Origin of the sequence: Streptomyces sp. NPDC056224, from assembly GCF_042267665.1 — a bacterium.
GTDB lineage: Bacteria > Actinomycetota > Actinomycetes > Streptomycetales > Streptomycetaceae > Streptomyces.
In genome coordinates, this window is sequence record NZ_JBHJTK010000014.1 from 55,078 (window position 1) to 68,941 (window position 13,864).

The 13,864-nt window shown below is 73.8% G+C and carries 14 protein-coding genes; 10 read left to right on the top strand and 4 right to left on the bottom strand.

All coding sequences use genetic code 11. The features are described from left to right. Nucleotides 1-260: 260 nt before the first annotated feature. From mshB to ACFCZ1_RS18720, 7 genes are all read left to right on the top strand, one after another. On the top strand, nt 261-1,157 hold the full coding sequence (mshB, locus tag ACFCZ1_RS18690) for an N-acetyl-1-D-myo-inositol-2-amino-2-deoxy-alpha-D-glucopyranoside deacetylase (protein WP_376679364.1): 897 nt from the start codon (nt 261-263) through the stop codon (nt 1,155-1,157). Then, nucleotides 1,154-1,537, top strand: a complete 384-nt coding sequence (locus tag ACFCZ1_RS18695) for a DUF6113 family protein (protein WP_376679365.1) — start codon at nt 1,154-1,156, stop codon at nt 1,535-1,537. Before mshB ends, ACFCZ1_RS18695 begins: the two co-directional genes overlap by 4 nt. Before the next feature lie 358 nt (nt 1,538-1,895). After that, nucleotides 1,896-3,689: a peptidoglycan binding domain-containing protein gene (locus tag ACFCZ1_RS18700; RefSeq protein WP_376679366.1), complete on the top strand. Its 1,794-nt coding sequence runs from the start codon at nt 1,896-1,898 to the stop codon at nt 3,687-3,689. 128 nt (nt 3,690-3,817) lie between these two features. Beyond that, a complete protein-coding gene (locus ACFCZ1_RS18705; protein WP_376679367.1) occupies nt 3,818-4,756 on the top strand; it encodes an ABC transporter ATP-binding protein in 939 nt (312 codons plus the stop codon). After that, the gene (locus ACFCZ1_RS18710; protein ID WP_376679368.1) at nt 4,750-5,505 is read left to right on the top strand and encodes an ABC transporter permease; all 756 of its coding nucleotides are present in this window, start codon (nt 4,750-4,752) and stop codon (nt 5,503-5,505) included. Before ACFCZ1_RS18705 ends, ACFCZ1_RS18710 begins: the two co-directional genes overlap by 7 nt. Before the next feature lie 4 nt (nt 5,506-5,509). Further along, entirely contained in the window at nt 5,510-6,676 is a 1,167-nt protein-coding gene (locus tag ACFCZ1_RS18715; protein ID WP_376679369.1) for a sensor histidine kinase, read from the top strand. Then, the gene (locus ACFCZ1_RS18720; RefSeq protein ID WP_376679370.1) at nt 6,673-7,290 is read left to right on the top strand and encodes a response regulator; all 618 of its coding nucleotides are present in this window, start codon (nt 6,673-6,675) and stop codon (nt 7,288-7,290) included. The genes ACFCZ1_RS18715 and ACFCZ1_RS18720 overlap by 4 nt, the downstream gene beginning before the upstream one ends. 321 nt (nt 7,291-7,611) lie before the next feature. Here ACFCZ1_RS18720 and ACFCZ1_RS18725 read toward each other — a convergent pair whose 3' ends face one another. Together ACFCZ1_RS18725 and ACFCZ1_RS18730 are read right to left on the bottom strand one after the other, a co-directional pair. Then, on the bottom strand, nt 7,612-8,406 hold the full coding sequence (locus ACFCZ1_RS18725) for a transglutaminase-like domain-containing protein (protein WP_376679371.1): 795 nt from the start codon (nt 8,404-8,406) through the stop codon (nt 7,612-7,614). Next, nucleotides 8,403-9,389 carry a GNAT family N-acetyltransferase gene (locus ACFCZ1_RS18730; RefSeq protein WP_376679372.1) on the bottom strand — a complete coding sequence of 329 codons (987 nt, stop codon included), beginning with the start codon at nt 9,387-9,389 and terminating at the stop codon, nt 8,403-8,405. The genes ACFCZ1_RS18725 and ACFCZ1_RS18730 overlap by 4 nt, the downstream gene beginning before the upstream one ends. Nucleotides 9,390-9,506: 117 nt before the next feature. Here ACFCZ1_RS18730 and fdxA point away from each other — a divergent pair, with 117 nt between their 5' ends. Further along, a complete protein-coding gene (gene fdxA, locus ACFCZ1_RS18735; RefSeq protein WP_030713714.1) occupies nt 9,507-9,836 on the top strand; it encodes a ferredoxin in 330 nt (109 codons plus the stop codon). 108 nt (nt 9,837-9,944) lie between these two features. Further along, a complete protein-coding gene (dapC, locus tag ACFCZ1_RS18740) occupies nt 9,945-11,039 on the top strand; it encodes a succinyldiaminopimelate transaminase (RefSeq protein WP_376679373.1) in 1,095 nt (364 codons plus the stop codon). A gap of 70 nt (nt 11,040-11,109) precedes the next feature. On the opposite strand, the gene ACFCZ1_RS18745 is transcribed toward dapC, so the two are convergent. Beyond that, nucleotides 11,110-11,469, bottom strand: a complete 360-nt coding sequence (locus tag ACFCZ1_RS18745) for an ATP-binding protein (RefSeq protein WP_376679374.1) — start codon at nt 11,467-11,469, stop codon at nt 11,110-11,112. Nucleotides 11,470-11,693: 224 nt separating this feature from the next. Further along, entirely contained in the window at nt 11,694-12,644 is a 951-nt protein-coding gene (locus ACFCZ1_RS18750) for a hypothetical protein (protein WP_376679375.1), read from the bottom strand. Between the two features lie 85 nt (nt 12,645-12,729). On the opposite strand from ACFCZ1_RS18750, the gene dapE reads away from it, so the two are divergent. Beyond that, nucleotides 12,730-13,809, top strand: coding sequence for a succinyl-diaminopimelate desuccinylase (gene dapE / locus ACFCZ1_RS18755; RefSeq protein ID WP_376679376.1), 1,080 nt, complete (start codon nt 12,730-12,732; stop codon nt 13,807-13,809). Nucleotides 13,810-13,864: the final 55 nt, after the last annotated feature.

Below are 13,864 nucleotides of genomic sequence, written 5' to 3' on the forward strand. Positions count from 1 at the left end.
CGCCGCGTTGTCGGCCCGCGCCGGTACGTCCAGTACGGGCCGCGGGCCTCCGCCTTGCGATGCACCGCACCGGAAGCCGCGACCCGGCAAACCCTCCCGGCCACAGCACTAGGAAGCGGCCCGTCGGCTCGCGCGGCTTCTCGCCGTGGTGCCCGTCCGGCCCGGATCGAGGATGCGAGCCGCCACGACGGGCACGCATCCTCGAACCGGAGCCCACGTCCGGCTCGGGATCACTCGCCCGATCTGAGACGCTAGGCGCCATGAACGGTCTTCCCGCCCGTCGTCTGCTCCTCGTGCACGCGCACCCGGACGACGAGTCGATCAACAACGGCGTCACCATGGCCAAGTACGCGGCCGAGGGTGCCCACGTCACCCTGGTGACCTGCACCCTCGGTGAGGAGGGGGAGGTCATCCCGCCCGCGCTCGCCCACCTCGCGGCCGACCGCGACGACAGCCTCGGCGCCCACCGCGTCGGCGAACTCGCCGCCGCCATGGCCGAACTGGGCGTCGTCGACCACCGGTTCCTCGGTGGCCCCGGCCGCTTCCGGGACTCCGGGATGATGGGCGCCCCGCAGAACCACCGCCCGGAGGCCTTCTGGTCCGCCGACGTGGACGAGGCCGCCGCCCACCTCGTGGAGGTGATCCGGGAGGTGCGTCCGCAGGTGCTCGTCACCTACGACCCGAACGGCGGTTACGGGCACCCCGACCACATCCAGGCGCACCGGGTCGCCATGCGCGCGGCCGAACTCGCCGCGGAGGGCGCGTTCCGGCGCGATCTCGGCGAGCCGCACGCGGTCGGGAAGATCTACTGGAACCGCGTCCCGCTCTCCGTGGTCGAGGAGGGCTTCGCCAGGCTGAGGGAGGCCGCAGGCGCGGCGCCCTTCCCGGGGCTGGCCTCGCCGCAGGACGTGCCGGGTGTCGTCCCGGACGAGCGGATCACCGCGGAGATCGGCGCCGAGGAGCGGTTCGTGGCGGCGAAGGCGTCCGCCATGCGCGCCCACGCCACCCAGATCGCCGTGGACGGGCCCTTCTTCGCCCTCTCCAACGACCTGGCGCAGCCGCTGTTCGCGCGGGAGTACTACGAGCTCGTGGAGGGCCGCCCGGGCGCACCGGCGGGCGAGCGCGAGCACGACCTGTTCGCGGGGGTGGACGCATGAGCGCGGCACTGACCCCGGCGCGGATCGCCGGCTGCCTGGGCCTGCTGGTGGCGGGTGCGCTGACCGGCACGGCAGGCTGGCTGGTGGTGGACCTGTGGTTCCCCGGCGGCCTGCTCCTCGCGCTGCTGGCGACCTTCGGGCTGTTCCTCGGCGGCAGGATCGCGCTCGGGACCGGACTCGGGGTGGGCGGCGCCGCGGTCGGCTGGTTCCTCGCGTACGTGCTGCTCGGCGCTCCGCGCCCTGAGGGGGACTTCCTCCTCAGTTCGTCCGGAATCGGCCTGTACGCCTACCTTTTGGGTGGAACGGTGTTCGCTGTGATGTGCGCCACGATGCGCGGTCCGCTGGATCGGCCGGTTTCGGCCGCGCGGCCTGCCAAGTGACGTGGTGTCGGACTCCTTAGAGAGCCGGCGCGATGTCCGCGCACGGGGGCCGAAGGGCCGCTTCAGGGGGGTTTGGCGGGGCCTATGAGGAACCAGTGATTCCCGCGGGTCAGTTGCGCGGCGGCGACGGCCAGTATGGTGGACGGGCCGCCGAGCTGCCCGCGCACGGTATGACGGGCGGCGGAGCCAACCGGGAGAACCTGCCTTGAGTCGTGAAACTGACAGTTCGTCCTCCGGGCCCAACGGGCGCGGAGGAGCCGCATACCCCTCGGGTACGCCGCCGTATGGAACCGGCCAGTATCCGTCCACGACTGTGCCACCTGGGCCCGGCGCGTCGACCGCCCCGGAGGAGGACTCTGTGACCTCGAAGCCGTCCACGCCCGATTCCGACGGGCCCAAGACCGAGACGACCCTGACGACCCGGATCCGGATCAACATCCCGGGTTCGCGGCCGATCCCGCCCGTGGTCGTACGCAAGGCGATGGGCAGCGGCTCCGCAGCGGCCGGCGCCGCGCCGGACGCGCGGCCGACGCCGCAGCAGGCATCCGAGCCGACGGCCGGGCGGGCGCCCGAGCCCCCGCTCGCGCAGCGGCCGAAGCCCGTGCCGACCCGGATCGAGGCCGAGCAGGAGCCGGCCCCCGCCCAGGGCGCGGGCGAGGCGGAGGAGCCGGCCAGCAACTGGTTCGCCCCCCGCAAGGCGTCCGCCCCGGCGCCCGCGTCCGCCCCGCCGCTGCCCGTCCGGGAGCAGACTCCGCCGCCCGGACCCGTGCCGGGCGCCGGCTTCCCGCCGCCCGCGCGCACCCAGGCCCCGCCGGTGCCCGAAGCGGCCTTCGCGCCGCCGCGCACAGGGCCCCCGCCGGTCGTGGACTACGGCCCGGGCTTCTCCCCGGCCCCGGGCGGCCCCGGCGTGGGATCGACCCAGGGCTTCCCGGCGTACGGGAGCGGCCAGGACGACTCCGGCCCCGTCACCGAGGCGTTCCCGGTCTACGACAGCCAGGGCGACGGCTACCCCGGCCCCACGGGCGGCCCCGGCTTCGGCACCGGTCCCGTCGGCGGTCCCGTCGGCGGCCGCCCCGCCGAGGAGGAGCCGCGCTGGCCCGGACCCGAGGCGGGCCGTGAGCCGACCCCGGTCCCGACGCCCGCTCCGGCCGTCCCGCGCCCCGCGCCCCAGCAGCAGAAGGCCGCGCCCGCCAAGGCCGCGGCGCCGGCCAGGAAGGGCCGCTCCAAGCTGGTCCTCCTCGGCGGCGCCGTCGTGGCCCTCTTCGGCGTGGCCTACGGCGCCGGGCTGCTCCTGAACCACTCCGACGTCCCCAAGGGCACCACCGTCCTCGGCGTCGACATCAGCGGCAGCCGCGACGAGGCCGCGGCCAAGCTCCAGACGGCCTTCGGCAGCCGCGCAGCCGCCCCGCTCCAGCTCAGCGTCGGCGGCAAGCAGGTCGAGCTGAAGCCCGAGAAGGCCGGCCTGACCCTCGACAGCCAGACCACCGTCCGCAACGCGGCCGGCAGCGACTACAACCCGATCACCGTCATCGGCTCCCTCCTCGGCAACGAGCGCAAGGCCGACGCCGTGCTGCCGGTCGACGAGGAGAAGCTCCAGGTCGCCCTCCAGGAGCTCGCGGGCACCTCCGGTTCGGCCACCGAGGGCACCATCAAGTTCGACACCGGCAAGGCCGTGGCCGTCCCCGGCGCCCCCGGCACCACCCTGGACGTGGACGCCTCTGCCGAGCTGGTCACCAAGGCCTTCCGCGACATGGTGGCCACCGGCAAGCCGACCGTGCCCGAGCTGCCGGTCACCACCAAGGGCCCGGTCATCGACCAGGCCGAACTCGACCGGGCCATGAAGGACTTCGCCGAACCCGCGATGTCCGCCAACGCCACGGTCAAGGCCGGCACCAAGTCCATCCCCTTCGGCAGCAAGTCCCTGCCCCGCATCCTCAGCATGCAGCCGGTCGACGGTCACCTCGTCGAGAAGTTCGACCTGGAAGCCCTCAAGCAGACCTACGGGAACGCGTTCGACGGCGTCCTGATCACCCGCGGCGACGGCTCCAAGACCCCCGTCACCCCGCAGGACGTCGCCGGCGCCCTCGTCAAGGCCCTGCGCGGCAAGACGGCGGCCGAGCGGACCGTGGTCATCGACACCAACGCGAGCTGAACCCCCGGACGCTGCCCCCGCCCCACCCGGGCGGGGGCACCGTCATGTCCGGCGCATGACATCCGTCATGCGGCACCCACGACGGTCGACACTGCCGCGCACGTCCCCGTACGGGCGAATCTTGGGCCATGACGACGACCGCGACACGCACCGCGCAGCCCACCACCGGCACCGTGGTGAGCTTCGAGAACGTGACCAAGAGCTACGGCACCGTCCGGGCGGTCGACGGCCTCTCCCTCTCACTCCACCCGGGCGAGACCGTCGCACTCCTCGGCCCCAACGGCGCCGGAAAGTCCTCCACCCTCGACCTCCTGCTCGGCCTGCGCCCCGCCGACACCGGCTCCGTCCGGCTCTTCGGCACCACCCCGCGCGAGGCCGTCACCGCCGGCCGCGTCGGCGCGATGCTCCAGAGCGGCGGCCTGATGGAGGACGTGACCGTACGCGAGATCGTGGCCCTCGGCTGCTCCCTGCACCCCCGCCCGTACCCGGTGGACGAGGTGCTGACCCGCGCCGGAGTCGACGGCATCGCCGACCGGACGGTCAACAAGCTCTCCGGCGGCCAGCAACAGCGCGTCCGCTTCGCCCTCGCCACCGCCGGACACAGCGACCTGATCGTGCTGGACGAGCCGACCACCGGCATGGACGTGACCTCCCGGCAGGCCTTCTGGGCCACCATGCGGGAACAGGCCGCCCAGGGCCGCACCGTCCTGTTCGCCACGCACTACCTGGAAGAGGCGGACGCGATCGCCGACCGGGTACTGGTGCTGGCCAACGGCCGGCTGCTCGCCGACGGCACCGCCGCCGAGATCAAGGCACGGGCCGGCGCCCGGAAGATCTGCTTCGACCTGGACGGCCAGGACGCCGTGGACGAGCAGGTGCTCCGCGCCCTGCCCGCCCTCACCGGCTACGAGCGGCACGGCGCGACCGTGCGGCTCCAGTCCCGTGACGCCGACGCGACCGTGCACGCGGTCTACGCGCTCGGGGTCTACCCCCGCAACCTGGAGGTCGCGGGCCTCGGCCTGGAACAGGCCTTCATCGCCCTCACCGAGGAGGCCTCGAAGTGCTGAACATCTCCACGATCCCCCTGATCAAGCTCGAGATCACCCGCGCCCTGCGCAACAAGAAGTACCTCTTCTTCACCGTGCTCTACCCGGCCGCCCTCTTCCTGATGCTCGGCGGCACCCTGGACGGCACGACGAAGGTCATGGGCACCGAACTGACCATGCCCGCCTTCTACATGGTCGCCATGGCCTCCTTCGGCGCCCTGACCGCCGTCCTGGTGGGCAACAGCGAGCGCATCGCCAAGGAGCGCGAGCAGGGCTGGGTCCGCCAGCTCCGGCTGACCGCCCTGCCCGGCCGCGGCTACGTCCTCGCCAAGACGGCCGGCGCGGGCGTGCTCTCGCTCCCGTCCATCCTGACCGTCTTCGCGGTGGCGGCCGCCGCGAAGGACGTACGGTTCGCCGCCTGGCAGTGGCTCGCCCTCACCGGTGCGATCTGGGCCGGCAGCCTCGTCTTCGCCGCGCTCGGCGTCGCCATCGGATACCTGGCGACCGGGGACAACGTCCGCCCCCTCACGATGCTCTTCTACTTCGGCCTGTCGATCCTCGGCGGCCTGTGGATGCCCACCGCGAACTTCCCGCAGTGGCTCCAGACCGTCGCGAGCTGGCTCCCCACCCACGCCTACGCGGGCCTCGGCCAGGCCATCGAGCTCGGCCGCGCCCCCCGGGCCGAGGACGTGGCGATCCTCGCCGTGTACTTCGTACTGTTCACCGGTGCCGCCGCCTGGCTGTACCGCAAGGACTCGATGAAGGCCTGATCCAGTGGCGCTGACGCAGGAGCACGACGACCGCACGGGGATCGGCAGGCCGCCGGAGAACCGCCGCCAGAAGCTGGTGAAGGCGCTCTGGATCAGCATCTGGCTCTTCTACCTGAGCGCACCCGTCACCGACCTGATCCACGGCGGGCACAGCCCCGGCGTCAGGCTGCTCGGCGGCCTGGGCCTCGCGGCCTTCGTCGCCTGGTACCTGGTGCTGGTCTTCCGCACCGTCCGGCAGATGGCGGTCCGCCGGGTCCTGCTCTCGCTGGCGGTGCTCTCCGCCCAGGCCACGATCCTGTCGCTGACGCTGGGCCGCGAATGGCTCGTGCTCTTCGTCTACGTGTCCATCTCCTCCGGCGCCGCCCTGCCCGGGGAGATCTCCCGCTGGACGGTCCCGGGCGCGACCGCGCTGCTGACGGCCACGGCCTACGCGGTACCGGGCGGGGACGACTACCTGGCGGGCCTGCTGATCCCGGCCCTGATGGGCGGCTTCGCGATGGTCGGCATCCGGGCGATGATCCGGACCACCATCGAACTGCGCGAGGCCCGGGCCACGGTCGCGCAGCTCGCGGCCAACGAGGAGCGCCTGCGGCTGGCCCGCGACCTGCACGACCTGCTGGGCCACTCGCTGTCGCTGATCACGCTGAAGAGCGAGCTGGCGGGCCGCATGCTGCCCGGACGGCCCGAGGCCGCCGCCCAGCAGGTGGCGGACATCGAGCGGGTCAGCAGGCAGGCGCTGGTCGACGTGCGCGAAGCGGTGAGTGGCTACCGGCGGCCCACCCTGCCCGGCGAACTCGCGGGCGCCCGGACGGCGCTGGCCGCGGCGGGCGTGGTGGCGGACGTCCCGGCGCAGTCGCGGGACGGGCTTCCGGAGGCGGCGGAGTCGGCGCTGGCGTGGTCGCTGCGCGAGGCGGTGACCAACGTGGTCCGGCACAGCGGGGCCAAACGCTGCCGGGTCACGCTGGAGACCCGCCAGACGCTCGCGGGCCCGGTGGCCGAGCTGACGGTGTCGGACGACGGCGCGGGCGGCCCGGGTCTGCCCGGCAACGGCCTGACGGGCCTGACGGAACGCCTGGAGGCGGTCGGCGGCACCCTGTCGGCCGGCCCGGTGGGCAAGGCCGGCTTCGCCCTCACGGCCCGTGTCCCGCTGGACCTAGGATCAGGATCATGACCCCACGCCCCATCCGCATCCTCCTGGCGGAGGACCAGTCGATGGTCCGCGAGGCCCTGGCCGCGCTCCTCGGCCTGGAACCGGACATCGAGGTACTGGCCCAGGTCGCACGCGGCGACGAGGTGGTGACGGCGGCGGGCGCGCACGACGTGAACGTCGCGCTGCTGGACATAGAGATGCCGGGCATGACGGGCATCGAGGCGGCCGCGGCCCTGCGCGCCGCCCACCCCGCGATCCGGATCGTCATCCTGACCACCTTCGGCCGCCCCGGCTACCTGCGCGGGGCGATGGAGGCGGGCGCCTCCGCCTTCCTGGTCAAGGACGCGCCGGCCGCGCAGCTGGCGGCCGCCGTGCGCAAGGTCCTGGCGGGGGAGCGCGTCATCGACCCCACACTGGCCGCCGCGGCCCTGGCGGAGGGCGCGAACCCGCTGACGGACCGGGAGCGGGAGGTCCTGCGGGCGGCGGAGTCGGGCGCGACGAACGCGGAACTGGCGACCCGCCTCCACCTGTCCCAGGGCACGGTCCGCAACTACCTCTCGACGGCGATCCAGAAGCTCGCGGCCCGCAACCGCGCCGAAGCCGTCCGCACGGCCCGCGAGAAGGGCTGGCTCTGACCGGGGCTCCGCCCAGCCCCCTCGAACGCCCGCCGGGCCGGGCCGTGCCGGGCGGCTGAGGCGCGGGGGCCGGAGCCTGGCCCCGCGCCTTCGAGCTGCGGCATCGCGGCGCGGGGCCGGGCCCCGGCCCCCCCCCCCCCGGGGGGGGGGGGGGGGGGGGGGGGGGGGGGGGGGCCCCCCCCCCCCGGGGCCGCCCGGCGCGGGCGGGGGGGGGGTGAGGCGCGGGCCCGGGCCCGGGCCCGCGCAGAGCCCGGTTGCGGGGAGGGGCGGGTGGGGAAGGGCGGCCCCCCGCGCAGCGGCGACCGCGGCCGCGGCCGGGGCTCAGTTCAGCAGAGCGCGAGCGGACAGGGCCTCGGCGCGGATACGGGCCGCCGCGTCGCCGTCCACCGCGGCCACCACATCGGCGTACGCCTCCAGTTCCGCCGCGCCCTCCTGGAAGGAACCCCGTTCCACCAGCAGCCGCGCCCGTTCGAACCGCAGCGACGCCGGATGCGACGGCAGCAGCAGCGACAGCTCCAGCGCCCACAGCGCCACCCCGGACTGCTCCGGCCGGGCCGAGGCCCACGCCCGGATGTTGTTCAGGATCCGCAGCACGATGTCCAGCGTGCCGGCCGGCCTGCGCGGCCCCTCCGCCAGCTCCGCGGGCCCCGCGCCCAGGGACGCGCCGCCCGCGAACGGGTCGACCACCACGCCCTCCTCCGGGTCCCCGAAGCCCACCACGAAGTGCCCCGGCAGCCCCAGCCCGTACACCGGCGCACCCGCCCGCCGGGCGACCTCCAGCCACACCACCGACAACAGGATCGGCAGCCCCCGCCGACGCCGCAGCACCTCGTGCAGCAGCGAGGAGGACAGCCGGTCGTAGTCCGCCGGGGTGCCGTGGAAACCGAGGCGTCCGCCCAGCAGCTCCGTGACCGCCGAGGCCCACGCCCGCCCGCCGCGCAGCCCGAACGGCAGCATCCCGGCCAGCCGGTCCAGCTCGATCTGCGCCCAGTCCATGGCACGTTCGTCCAGCTCCGGGTCCGCCTCCGCCGCCAGCAGCAGGCACAGCAGCGCCAGGTCCGGCCGCTCCGACCGCGCCTCCGCCGCGAACCGCTCCCGCCGGTCCGCCGGACTCACGCCGCCGCCCGGTAGTGGTGGTACGTGTGGTGCAGCGCGAAGCCCAGCCCGTCGTACAGGGCCAGCGCCCCCGGATTGTCCGTCTCCACCTGGAGCCACGCCGCCGACGCGCCCTCCTCCAGCGCCCGCCGCGCCAGCGCCGCCATCACCGCCGTCGCCAGGCCCTGCCGCCGGTGCGCGGGGTCGACCGTCACCGCCGCGAAGCCGGCCCACCGGCCGTCCACCACGCACCGCCCGACGGCCCGGCCCCCGGGCAGCGCCGCGAACCACACCGACGGGCCCCGGGTCAGCACCCGCCGGGCCACGTCCGGGTCGCGGACCTTCCCGTAGCGCCCCAGCCACTCCTCGTCCGGGACGCGCGTCAGGCGGACGTCCCCGGCGGCGGGCGCGTCCGCGTCGCCCACCGGCGCGAGCGCCCCGATCCGCACCTGCGCCGACACCTCGGCCGCCCAGCCGCGCCGTTCCAGCTCCGCGATCAGCAGCTCCTGGGTGCCGGCCGCCCCCGTCGCGGCCTGCACATACGCCGGAAGTCCTCGCTCCGCGTACCAGGAGGTCACTCGCGCGAGTGCATCGTCCAGCGGTATCCCCGGATCGCCGAGGGGCAGCACCGAATTGGCCCGCCGGGTGAATCCGGCGGCCGCCCGCAGCGTCCACCCGCCCAGCGGTTCGCTCTCCAGCGGCTGCCAGGACCGCGCCCCCACCTGCGAAAGCTCCTCGAAAGAGGCCGCCGGACCCCTTCGGCGGGCCGGCGCGGGCGGCACGACCTTGCCCGCCACCAGGGAGGATTCCGAGATGCGGACGGTTTGACCGTTCTTTCGTGTGATCAGCAGCACACCCCTGTTCCAGGATGTGAGAACCCCTACCGCGTCCGCGTACCCGGGCACCCCGCCCGGGCCGCGCTCCACCCGTCGCACAGAGACTCGTTTACCCACGTCAGCTGGGGTAATACGGACTTCCAGCAGCCCACCGGCGGTGATTTCCACAGCTCTGTACGCCCCTCCTGTTCGGATCGTGCCCGGGAACGGAGATACTAGGTGCGGGCATCGACGACGCCGCGCTCCCGCGCGATATGGAAAGCCCTACCGAGGAGGAACGAGAGCGTGACCTACGTCATCGCGGAGCCTTGTGTCGACGTCAAGGACAAGGCATGCATCGAAGAGTGCCCGGTCGACTGCATCTACGAGGGCCAGCGGTCCTTGTACATCCACCCGGACGAGTGCGTCGACTGTGGTGCCTGTGAGCCGGTTTGCCCGGTCGAGGCCATCTTCTACGAGGACGACACTCCGGAGGAGTGGAAGGACTACTACAAGGCGAACGTCGAGTTCTTCGACGAGCTCGGTTCGCCCGGTGGTGCCTCCAAGCTCGGCCTGATCGAGCGCGACCACCCCTTCATCGCGGCGCTGCCCGCCGGTATCAACGGCGAGCACTGACCTTTCGCGGCAGAAGCGCCACTCGGTCCCGTACGGCCTGCCCGCCGCACGGGACCGAGGTGTTTTCCCGACCTTCGCGTCCAGCACCCAGAGAGAGCAGAGACCACCGTGGCCGCAGTATCCGACCGTCTTCCCGCCTTCCCCTGGGACAAGCTGGAGCCGTACAAGGCGACGGCGGCGGCCCACGCGGACGGAATCGTCGACCTGTCGGTCGGCACGCCCGTGGACCCGGTGCCGGAGCTGATCCAGCGCGCCCTGATCGCCGCCGCGGACTCCCCGGGCTACCCGACCGTCTGGGGCACGCCCGCCCTGCGGGACGCGATCACGGGCTGGGTGCGCGGGCGCCTCGGCGCGAGCGCCGCCGGTCACCGCAACGTCCTGCCGGTCGTCGGCTCCAAGGAGCTGGTGGCCTGGCTGCCGACCCAGCTGGGCCTCGGAGCCGGCGACAAGGTCGCCTACCCCCGGCTCGCCTACCCGACGTACGAGGTCGGTGCGCGGCTGTGCGGCGCCGAGGCGGTCGTCTACGACGACCCCACGGAGCTCGACCCGGCCGGCGTGAAGCTGCTGTGGCTCAACTCCCCGTCCAACCCCACCGGGCAGGTCCTCCCCAAGGAGGAGCTCATCCGGATCGTGGCCTGGGCGCGGGAGCACGGGATCCTGGTCTTCAGCGACGAGTGCTACCTGGAGCTGGGCTGGGAGGCCGAGCCCGTCTCCGTCCTCCACGACGACGTGTGCGCAGGTTCGTACGAGGGCCTCGTCGCCGTCCACTCGCTCTCCAAGCGGTCCAACCTGGCCGGCTACCGGGCGGCGTTCATCGCCGGTGACGCGGACGTGCTCGGCGAACTGCTGGAGATCCGCAAGCACGGCGGCATGATGACCCCCGCCCCGGTGCAGGCGGCCACCGTCGCGGCGCTCGGCGACGACGCGCACGTCGAGGAGCAGCGCGGCCGCTACGCCGCCCGCCGCGCGGCGCTGCGCGGCGCCCTGGAGGCGCACGGGTTCCGCGTCGAGCACAGCGAGGCGAGCCTCTACCTCTGGGTGACCCGGGACGAGCCCTGCTGGGAGACGGTCGCCCACCTCGCGGGCCTGGGCATCCTGGTCGCACCGGGCGACTTCTACGGCGAGGCGGGCGCGCGGTTCGTGCGTGTCGCCTTCACCGCCACCGACGAGCGCGTCGAGGCGGCGGTCAAGCGCCTCGGCTGAGGACGCCCTCGAACAGCCCGAAGGGGCCGGGAGTTCGTGCTCCCGGCCCCTTCGGTGTTCCCGCGGCGGATCAGCCGCCCAGCGGCAGACCACCGGGCAGGCCACCGGGCAGACCGCCCGGCAGACCGCCGTCGGCCAGCGGCAGCTGCGACGTGGCGGGCAGACCGCCGAGCAGTCCGGTCGCGGTACCGGCCACGTCGGCGGCGGGGGCGGCGGCGGGCAGGGCCTCGGTCGCGGCACCCGCGGCCTCCGTGGCGACACCGGTCACGGCCGAGGCGTCGGCGGCCTCCGGGGCGGTCAGTGCGCCCAGCTGCGGCACGGACTCCAGACCGGCGGCGCTGGCCGCACCGGCCGCACCGACCACGGGCGCCGCCCCGGCTGCGACGAGCAGCGCGGCACGGGCGATGCGACGGGTCAGGGGGAGAGACATGTTGCTCCTAAGCGGTAGCGGCTGAGTACGCCATGTACAACCGCTCAGGGGGCGGGTGGAGTTGCGGATCCGTTAGGTAAAGAATGTGTAACGCATCGTTTAATCGGCTTCCGCGACAAGCGCATTGGATGCGCGCCCACCAGGCATTCTGTGCTTCCGGGGCCCTCGCGGAAGCTCCTTGGGCCACCCCCGCAGGAGGGATCGCTCGTACGTCTGCCCGGGCCTCAGCGGGCTATGAAGATCCGTACCTCGTCGTCGGGCGCGGCCTGCGGACCACCGTCGCCGGACGTGCCGCCCCCGCCCTTCCGCTGCCACGCGCCCCGGGCCTGCCCGCCGGTCCAGTCGTTGCCCGCGAACGAGACCCGGGCGATCCCCAGCTCGTGCGACCGGGCGACCGCCCAGTGCGCCATCGCCCGGCCCCGGCGCACCTCGGCCGGGCCGCCGTCCCGCTTCAGCCGGAGGCTGATCTCGGGCTCCGCGACCCCGCCCGGGGCCGTCCGGCCGGCCGGCGCGCCGCTGCGGCCGTCGACCAGCGCCTCCTTGCCGAAGGCCCGTACCAGCTCCGCCTTCACCTTCTCCGGATCGCCCCGCAGCGGGGCCGGGCCCGAGCAGGACAGCGTGCCGCTCTCGCCGAAGGCCGCCGTCAGGACCGTCGCGTCCGACTCGTGCTTCGCGTACGCCTGCGGGAAGCCGCTGCGCTGCACCTTCTGCGCGGCGACCGTCAGCGGCATCCGCGAGTACCCCGGAACGTCCGCGAGGTGTTCGTAGAAGATGTCGGCCGAATACACGGGGTCCATGATCTGCTCCGGAGTGCCCCAGCCCATCGAGGGCCGTTGCTGGAACAGGCCCAGCGAGTCCCGGTCGCCGTGGTCGAGATTGCGCAGCGCCGACTCCTGCATCGCGGTCGCCAGCGCGATGGTCACCGCCCGGTCCGGCAGCCCCTTGGAGATGCCGACGGCGGCTATCGTCGCCGCGTTCGCCGCCTGTTCCGGGGTCATCTCGTACGCCTGCTCACCGCCGGCGGTCGCGGCGGCCGTGCAGTACGGGGCGCCCACGCCGCCGTTGGAGTACCGCTGGACGGCGAAATAGCCGACCACCGCGAGCAGGACGAGCAGACCCACGGCCGCACGGAGCGGCCTGCGGCGGCGGGGGCGGGGATCACGGTTCTCGGGCACGCGGCCCACGGTACTTGAGCCATATGACGCGTCCAGAGGCCGGACGTCAGAGGCTTGGGCCCTGCCCGGGCGTTAGGGTCGGTCCATGCCCGAATCCGAGCTGGACCTCACCCAGGACGCCGCCGAGCTGACCGCCCGGCTCGTCGACATCCCCTCCGTGAGCGGCGACGAGAAGGTACTCGCCGACCTCGTGGAACACGCGCTGCGAGCCCTGCCGCACCTGACCGTGGACCGCTTCGGCAACAACGTCGTCGCCCGCACGCACCTCGGCCGCGCCGAGCGCGTCGTACTCGCCGGCCACCTCGACACCGTGCCGATCGCCGACAACGTCCCCTCCCGCCTCGACGAGAACGACGTCCTGTGGGGCTGCGGCACGACCGACATGAAGTCCGGTGTCGCCGTACAGCTGCGCATCGCGGCGACCGTCCCCGAGCCGAACCGGGACCTCACCTTCGTCTTCTACGACCAGGAGGAGGTCGCCGCCGACCTCAACGGCCTCGGCAAGGTCGCCGAGGCCCACCCCGACTGGCTGACCGGCGACTTCGCGGTGCTGCTGGAACCCTCCGACGCGGAGGTCGAGGGCGGCTGCCAGGGCACGTTGCGCGTACTGCTGCGCACGGCCGGCGAGCGCGCCCACTCCGCGCGCAGCTGGATGGGCTCCAACGCCATCCACGCGGCGAGCCCGATCCTGGCCAGGCTGGCGGCGTACGAGCCCCGCAAGCCGGTCATCGACGGCCTGGAGTACCACGAGGGCCTCAACGCGGTGCGCATCGAAGGCGGCGTCGCCAACAACGTCATCCCCGACGCGTGCACGGTGACGGTCAACTTCCGCTACGCCCCCGACCGCAGCGAGGCCGAGGCGCTGGCCCACGTGCGGGAGGTCTTCGCGGACTGCGGCGTCGCCGAGTTCGTGGTCGACGACCACTCCGGCGGCGCGCTCCCCGGTCTCTCCCACCCGGCGGCGGCGGCCTTCATGGAGGCCGTCGGCGGCCGCGCCATGCCGAAGTTCGGCTGGACGGACGTCTCCCGCTTCAGCGCGCTGGGCGTCCCCGCGGTGAACTACGGGCCGGGCGACGCCCTGCTGGCCCACAAGGTCGACGAGCGCGTCGAGACGAAGGCGATCCTGCACTGCGAGGAACGACTCCGCGCCTGGCTGACCGCCTGAATTCCGCTTCCCGTCAACTTCGTGCGCCTAATCTGATCCAACGATCAGCAGGAGG

Excerpts from the sequence above, each read along its gene's own strand:
- mshB (WP_376679364.1), top strand. The coding sequence starts at position 261 with ATGAACGGTCTTCCCGCCCGTCGTCTGCTCCTCGTGCACGCGCACCCG.
- ACFCZ1_RS18695 (WP_376679365.1), top strand. The coding sequence starts at position 1,154 with ATGAGCGCGGCACTGACCCCGGCGCGGATCGCCGGCTGCCTGGGCCTG.
- ACFCZ1_RS18705 (WP_376679367.1), top strand. The coding sequence starts at position 3,818 with ATGACGACGACCGCGACACGCACCGCGCAGCCCACCACCGGCACCGTG.
- ACFCZ1_RS18720 (WP_376679370.1), top strand. The coding sequence starts at position 6,673 with ATGACCCCACGCCCCATCCGCATCCTCCTGGCGGAGGACCAGTCGATG.
- ACFCZ1_RS18745 (WP_376679374.1), bottom strand. The coding sequence starts at position 11,469 with ATGTCTCTCCCCCTGACCCGTCGCATCGCCCGTGCCGCGCTGCTCGTC.
- dapE (WP_376679376.1), top strand. The coding sequence starts at position 12,730 with ATGCCCGAATCCGAGCTGGACCTCACCCAGGACGCCGCCGAGCTGACC.